3 protein-coding genes and 1 pseudogene are annotated in these 7,881 nt (G+C 63.9%); 3 read left to right on the forward strand and 1 reads right to left on the reverse strand.

From position 1 onward, the window contains the following. Window positions 1-2,219 (forward strand): annotated as a pseudogene (locus QT222_RS10755) (hypothetical protein); the annotation flags it as partial. 55 nt (window positions 2,220-2,274) lie between these two features. On the opposite strand, the gene QT222_RS10760 reads toward QT222_RS10755, so the two are convergent. After that, window positions 2,275-6,402, reverse strand: a complete 4,128-nt coding sequence (locus QT222_RS10760) for a hypothetical protein (protein WP_491477175.1) — start codon at window positions 6,400-6,402, stop codon at window positions 2,275-2,277. Between the two features lie 250 nt (window positions 6,403-6,652). Here QT222_RS10760 and QT222_RS10765 point away from each other — a divergent pair, with 250 nt between their 5' ends. After that, a complete protein-coding gene (locus QT222_RS10765) occupies window positions 6,653-7,057 on the forward strand; it encodes a hypothetical protein (protein WP_491477176.1) in 405 nt (134 codons plus the stop codon). A gap of 152 nt (window positions 7,058-7,209) precedes the next feature. Further along, the coding region (locus tag QT222_RS10770; protein ID WP_491477177.1) for a beta-helix domain-containing protein at window positions 7,210-7,881 on the forward strand (672 nt) is incomplete at its 3' end.

Consider the following 7,881-nt stretch of genomic DNA (forward strand, 5'->3'; position numbering starts at 1 on the left):
TTGCTGACTGTGCGGTCGCCCTCACGAACGAGACCGCGACTCCGCCCGGACGCGACTCCGTCGGCGGCGACCACGAACCGTTCGTGGGTGCATTCGCGAACGCTCTGTCAAGGCTCGCGTGGCCAACAGACGGCACGGGACCGAATCATGGCGCACTCGCGTGTGTCGACCAGGTCCTTCACAGAACGGTCGATGCGGGGGAAATCTCCGAGGAACCGGGACTGACGCTGCTCTGTCGCGTCTACGGCTCGATGACCGAGCGAATCATCGAGACCGTCGACGACACCACGGCGGCCGACGATGCGCTCGCGCCGGTCGCCGCACTCGTCCAACAGGCGGCTGCAACCAACGAGGAGGGGTTCGCAGCGTTCGTCATCGGAAACAGTTTCGCGTCCGCAATCGGGGCCGTGGCTGGCGCGGCGTGTCCACTCGGCGACCTCTCGACATGGGTGGACGCGCTCGGGTCCCAGGTCAGGGAGTCGGTCGCGTTCATGCAGCGCCAGGACAATCGAGCGGAGTTGCTCCGGCACGCCTACACTGGCGCACTCGGGTTCTGGGTATTCGAACACGAATGTCCCGACGACCGAATCGAGCCCTGGCTGGTGGCGGTCGGGGAGGACCTCTGCCGAACTGCGACGACCTCTGACCTCGACGACCCTGTGGCGTTCGTCGCCGAGATCTACGGGCAGGCCGTCCGGCACGTCGTCACAGCCCGCAACTTCGACCGTGCGGAACGGTTGTTCGGTGCGTGCGACCGGCTCGTCGACACCGTCGCGGCGTCGGACCTCGCTGCCGAGGAGTGGACGGTGCGTGCTGCTCTCCACGCGGCAGCCCTCGCGGCGTTTGCCAGCGTCGAGCAGAGCGCTGACGGCGTCAACGACGGGCCCTACGGCATCGGCGCGCTTCCGTTCTCGGACTCGCCACGATTCGAGGACTGGGTCGAACTGTACGACGGGTCCGTAACCCGGGGTGCGGCGGCCGAGACGGCCCATCGAGAGCGATTCCTGACGGCGGTCTACCGCGGAGCGCTGTCCACCCGCGTACACGGATTCGACGACGACTCATCGTCCAAGGGTTCACGACGGCGGGCACGCGACTCGGCGTCCGGAATCTCGCCACGCCGGGAGCGTGTCTGGTTCGAGGCGCTCACCGACCGCATCGAGACGGTGGCAGCCGCGGGCGACTTGGTCACAGACCCAGTCGCGTTCCTAGATGGCGTCTTTGGCGATGCAGCAGTGAACTGGGCGGCAGACGGGGAGGCAAGCCTCTCCGGGGAATGGATCACCTCGCTCGCCAGGTCCTTCCGTGAGTGCCGCTGGGAGATCGACGGGCCGACGAAGATGGAGTGGTTCGACGCCTTCGCGGAAGTGGATGCGGCGGTCCTCCAAACAGTAATGACACGGACCGATATCGGCAACCGGTCACACGACCGCTTGGTGCAGGCAGTCCTCTCCCAGGTCGAAACCGGGGCGACGGCGGCGGATAACCCTCCACATCCCGTGAACTACGTCAGCTCCGTCTTCGGAACCGCACTCGCGCTCGCCGTCGAAGCCGAACCAGCGGAAGTCAGATTCGGCGTTACGGAGGTCCTCACCGCCGCCGAGGAACGGGCCGACTTCGAGTGGGTCGGCATCGAGCGGGCCGGTATCTTCGAACGGATCTATGCCCGGGCACTCGCTGTCGTCGGCCGCACCAACAGCGACCACGCGAACGTGGAGGCGTGGCTGGATGTCGTCACCGAACGAATCGAGGCGACTGCAACGCGAGCGGTGCCCGAGAATCCAGCCGAATTCGTCGCGTCCGTCTATACGCGCGCCTACGTCGATACGGTCGAGGGCGACGCGACGGCGTGGCGGCAGCGCCTCGATGACGAACTCCGTGCGTTCGCCGCGAGTGCGAGCGTCGACGACCCTGCAGCGTTCCTGGAGGAAGTGTACGCCGACATCGTCGTGAAAGGGGTGAAAGGTGGCGAACCGTTCGAGCAGATCGAAGCCTACGTCGCCGCCGTCCGTGCGTCCATCGAAACCGCGGCCGACGCTGGCATCGTTCGGACCGACGACACGCTCGAACGGACGTTCACACGGTCGGCCGACGAACTCTCGACCGCCAACCCACGTGCCAGCGCGGACTACGCCGCTCGACTCGACCACGGGCTTCGGGAAGTCGTGGGCGACGACCTCGCCGCGGCCGCCTTCGAATCCGACGGGACGGCCGACTAGACTGTCTCCACAAACGCCGGGACTTTCGACACGAGAGGAACGGCCGTGGAAACGGTCATTCCTCAACCGCGTTTCGCTGGCGTGTCTCGGACAGCCGTGACTGGATCACCTCGTCAGCCGGGTGCGCCGCGGCCAGTGCCTCAATGCGGCCGAGACACTGCTCAGCCGTCTCGACCCGGTCGTTTTCTCCCAGGTATTTCGAGACGATAGAGAGGGTTTTGGCGTACAGGTGGGGAACGTCACCGTCGGGGTACCTGGCGGCGAGGTCGTCGAGACGGTCGAGCGACCGGAAGAGATCGTCGAACTGGCCGGCCTCCCCTCGATATCTGACGGTGTTGAACAGTCCCTGGGCCAAGCGGAGGGCAGTCTCCTCGCTGGGATACGATTCGTAGAGGGTCACCAGCTGGTCGAGGTGGTCGGAGAGGAGGTCCAGGTGACACGCCGCACCAGCATTCCGTGAGTGGTTCACCAGAGCTCGCGCGGAGACACACTGCAGCTCCTTGTCAGCCGGGAACGCTGCTGCCACCGAGCGGATGCAGTCCATCGTGGCCCGTGCCTCATCGACACGGTCGGCGCTCCACAACGAGTCCATCATGCCGTGGAGCGCCTTCGCGAACCGGCGTCTGATCTCGGGGACGTGGGAATAGTCGGTCACGAGGTCGTCCAGGCGGTCGATGTGGACCCGACACTCCTCGGACCGGTCGGCTCGTCTCGCGGCCGTGGCCGCGGTGAAACGGGTCAGGGCGTAGGTCCGCTGGACCTTGTCACTGGATGGGTAGGTCGCGGCCAGTTCCTCGGCCCGGTCGATTGTGTCGGTCAGGGCGTCGAACCGGTCGGCTTGCCCCTGGTATTTCGCGGTGTTGAACAGAGCCTTAATCAGCCGCTCGTGAACCTCTCGTCTGGTGTCGGGATACTCGGCAGCCAGCGTCTCCAGACGGTCGAGGTGTGAGTGGACCTGGTCAAACCGACCGGCTTTGCCAGCTGGCGCCGTCGCGTTGAAGTGGGCGACGGCCAACTGGATACGGATCTCACTCCGGAGGGGGTACTCGGTGACCACTTCCTCAAGCTGGTCGATACACGCACGGAGCTCCGAGAACCGACCAGCGTTCCCTTCGGACGCCGCCGCGGTGACGAGGCCTCTGGAAATCTGAAAGAGGACGTTCACGTCTGCTGGGTACGCGAGAGCGGCGGCCTCGACCACGTCGAAGTAACTCTCACAATCCACTGGTACGACCGCATCGGGATCGCCGTCGACGTACGCGACGTCCTCCATCGCCTGGGCGAGTTCGAACAACACGTCATCGTTGTGTGGGTGGTCGTAGGCCAACTCGTGGAGACGGTCGAGGTGGCGCTGTTGGGTCTCGAAGGCACCGACTATCCCGGCGTCCCGCGCGACCCTGCGGTGGGCCGTCGCCAGTTGCGCCGTGATTCCGCCGTCCGTTGGGAACTCGGTCGCCAGTTCCGACAGGCGATCGAGGTAGCGTTCGTGCTCGTCGGGCTCGATACGACCGTCGTGTGCGAGGTGGGACGCAGCAGTGACGCCGGTGACGAGGCCTTCGGCGAGCCGTCGATGGATCTCCTCGTCTGTAGGATACTCCCCTGCGAGCCCCTCCAGCCGGTCGAGGTACCGCTGGATGGTGTCGTACTCCAGTCGTCTGTCACTGCCGTCCATATAGACCGGGACGACGAGCGACCGGACCGTGCTCACCAGCCCCTTCGCGAGGGACCGGGCGATCCCCACGTCGGAATGGGCGATGGACACCGTCTCGAATCGGTCGAACCGGGCCGCGAGGTCGTCGACGTACCCATCCCGACGCTGGTAGGGAGCGACGTTTGCGAGGGCACTGGCGAGTTCGGACTGACACGCGTCGCCGGCCGGGTGGTCGAACGCGAGGGTTTCGAGACGGTCGAGGTGTGTCTCGACCCGTTCGAACTGACCGGCCTCGGAGTCGTGGAACGTAGCCAGCGAGAGGGTCTTCGCGAGCATGCGTTGTACATCGTCGGTGTCGGGGTAGTCGGCAGCCAGGGCGTCGAGACGTGCTTGGGCGGACCGTCGGTCCGCGACGTGATCACCGTCGGCCGCTGCAACCGCCGCGTTGTACAGGGCACTGGCCAGTTCGGACTGGATCCGCGTTGCGTCCGGATACCTGGCCGCCAAGGCGTCGAGACGGTCGAGGTGGAAGCGGACGGACGTCTCGCCGAGGTGACTCCCGTCGTCCGCGAAGGGGGCTGCACACACGCGATTCGCGAGTGCCCTCGCGAATTGCAGTTGTATCTCGGTGTCCTCGGGGTGGTCGTCGGTGAGCCGGTCCAGCCGGTCGAGACAAGCCCCAATCACCCCGAAATCGACCTGGACGTCCGATTCCTCGTCGAAGACGGGGTCGAGGAGGATCCTGCTGGTGTCGAAGAGTGCATCGGAGAGGTGGAACGGGACGCGGCTATCGGGAGCGTCCGCAGCCAGGGCCTCGAATCGGTCGAACCGGCTCCAGTAGCCCTCGCTGTGACCGGCGTCGTCCGCGTACTGGGCGGCGTTCGCTAGGGCATTGGCGTAGTGGGTCAGGACTTCGTCCTCGTGGCGAGCGTCTGCCGCCAGCGCTTCTAGGCTGTCGAGATGGGCCTTGACCTGGTCGAACCGGGCGGCCCGCCCTTGGTGTACTGTCGCGACGGCGTGGGCCTTCGCCAGGGCGCTACGGAAGTGCGGGTCCGAATGGTCAGTCACCAGGCGCGCGAGCCGGTGGATGTGGGATTCGAGGATGTCGAGTCGTCCGGCCTCGCCCGCGTCGATACCTGCGTTGACGCTGGTCCGGGCGAACACGTGGCGGACCGGGTCGGAGTCGGGCGTCTCGGTCGCCAGCCGCTCCAGACGATCGATCGACGCCTCCGTTGCGTTGAACTGTCCCGCCTCACACTTGGCAGCCGTGGTCCACTGGAGCGTCCGGGCGAACACGAGACGAAGCAGGTCGTCGTCGGGGTGGTCCGCGACGAGGGCGTCCAGGCTGTCGAGCAGTGCCTCCAGGCTGTCGTCGAGTCGAGCGCTGTCCGCGGGTCCCAGGCCGGTGGAGACGATGGTCTCAGCGAGTCGCTGCTGCCAGTCGGTATCTGAGTTGCCGTCGGCACCGAGGAGGACATCGAGCCGTTCGAGACGGGGCCGGAACCCGTCGGGGAGCTTTCGGCCGGTGAGTGCCGCGCCGAGGAAGGCCTGGGACACCCTGAGCTGGACCGGGATTGTGTCGGGGTTGTCCGTCGCGAGCGTTTCGAGACGGTCCAGGGACCGCTCGCATGCAGGCTGGTCGCCCTGGGAGGTGACCACGTGGCAGTGTGCGCTGGTACAGTGGCCCTGGATGGCGTCCGTGTTCGGGTACTTGGCGGCGAGGTCGTCGAGACGGTCGAGGTGGGTCTGACAGTCGTCGACGCGATCTGTCTCCAGGGAATGGAACGTGGCGATGGCAAGGGCGTTCGCGAGTGACACCTGGAGTTGTGAGTGTGGGTACTCGGCGACCAGGAGATCGAGGCGGTTCAATCGATCATCGAGGGCGTCGAGACGTCCGGCCTTGCCCGCGTCGATCATGGCGTTGACCAACGCCTGGGCGAACTCCTGTCGTATCCCCACGTCGTCTGTGTCCTCGACCAGCCAGTCGAGCCGGTCGATATGCGTCCCGAGTTCGTCGAAGCGCTCGGCCGCCCCCGTGTGATATGCGGCGAAAAAGCGTGCCCGTGCGAGGGCAGTCGTGCCCTCGTCGTCTGCCCCCCTTTCTGCCATCGATTCGTGGTGGCCCAGGTGAGCCGCCTGCGCGGCGAACCGTCCCGCCGCACCCTCGTCCCACGTTGCCTCGGTGAGAATCCTAGCCAGCAGCGTTCGGAGATGCACGGACGACGGGTGTCTCCCGACGAGAGTCGCGAGACGGTCGATGGGGACGGCGAGACGGTCGAACCGACCAGCCTCGACAGCGTCCACCATCGCAGTATATGCGACGGCGACGAGGTGAGACTGTCCCTCGTCGGGTGAGCGTTCGGCGACGAGTCCATCGAGTTGCTCGGCCTGCCTCCGACGGTCGTCGACCTCACCACCCCCTCCGTCGCCGAGTTCCTCGGCTGGGCTCAGCGCGTCGAGTAGTGTCTCGACCACGATGGAATCGGTCTCACCAGTGGTCACGTCGTCTCCGCCGGAGGGCTCGTCGTTCATACCCTGAAGAAGTTTCTTCCACTCAAAAAGTATCCGAAGGCTGACCCGTGGTCGGCGTATCCGGTCCCCGAGCCGGACCAGCAACAGTACCTGGATCGCCTGGAAACACTGGCTGACGCCTATCCCGATAGCGAAGCTTTCGATACAGGTGTCCCAAATCGTCGTCAGGCGGTGCGTCTCGCGGCGAAAGGACGAGTCGAATGAGTAGTGTTAAATGACTAAGGATAAATATTATAGCCGAGTGAAATTAATGGATCTAGGAGATAAGCGAAAAGTAAAGGAGTTCAAGGAGGAGGAAATGCCGTCCCTAAAGGAATCGGTGGACGACGCAGCCGGTTTCGAGGTCGGTCTCGATATCGAGTGGGAATCACTCATCGACGAGAGAGTCAACGAAGATCTCTGGTTCGAGGGATGGACGAAAGTGTACTTCCAGCCGACAATCGATGCCTTCGAGGCGATCTGTAGCGACGAACTGGGGCGGGAAGCCCTCCAGGCGGACCTCGAATCGGTCGTGTTCAAGAACGAAGCAGGGATGACCGGTGACATCAGCTACGAAGATGGAGTCCTCACGGTGGACAAAGAACCGTGCACCAACATGGACAAAGTCGACAAACGGACGGAGTCCATCGTCTCGTTGCTCGAAAGCAACCTCTGAGAAGCCCCGTATTCTCCCACCGAGACGGATCGCGAGACGGTGCCCGATTTCGCGGTGTCACGGCACGCTTTCGGTCCCGAACGATACATTCGGGCAGGGGTTTTTTCCGAAACGCACCGTCCCGGATTCGCATCCTCACGGTGATAGTTCGTTTGCATGTCGAACATTTGTTGCAAGAAAATAGGCAGATTGAAAGTACAGTTGATATTATTGAGCGTATGAAATATAGGCGGAGTTTCATTGCGACACTCTCACTTTCAGCTTTCGCCGGGTGCCTGAGTTCGAACGACGATAACGGGGGAACTCCGACTGATACTGGCGGGACCCCAACCGATGTCACGGAGACGGCAACCGACGCTGACGACGGAACCGAAACCGAAACTGAAGATGGGGACGACGAAGCGGAACCAGAGATCCTTTCGGAGGATATTACGACGGATCGGACGCTTTCGGGAGAGACCGTATATCGGGTAACAGACACCCTCAGGGTTGAGGCGGCGTTGACGATCGAACCAGGAGCAACCCTCATCTTCGAGGAGGATACTGGCTTGGAGATTTACGGGCATGAGGACGGTTCGATTATCGCTGACGGGACCGCATCGGAAGAAATCGTATTCACCGCCAGCCAGGAGACGCCAGGGTGGTGGAACGGAATCTTCGTGTGGTCGGAGGCACGAAACAACCGCTTGAATCACGTCGTCGTCGAGTACGGCGGGGGGGACAACAAGGCGAAAAATCATCTAGACAGCAGTACCAACCCTCCCCCCACGAGAATCACGGGGAAGGAAAATGACGGGGGCAGGCCCTATATATGCCAGAGTGTA

Source organism: Haloferax sp. s1 (assembly GCF_058382125.1).

What these genes read in the sequence shown, in the direction of transcription:
- QT222_RS10765 (WP_491477176.1), top strand. Translation starts at nt 6,653, where the DNA reads ATGGATCTAGGAGATAAGCGAAAAGTAAAGGAGTTCAAGGAGGAGGAA.
- QT222_RS10760 (WP_491477175.1), bottom strand. Translation starts at nt 6,402, where the DNA reads ATGAACGACGAGCCCTCCGGCGGAGACGACGTGACCACTGGTGAGACC.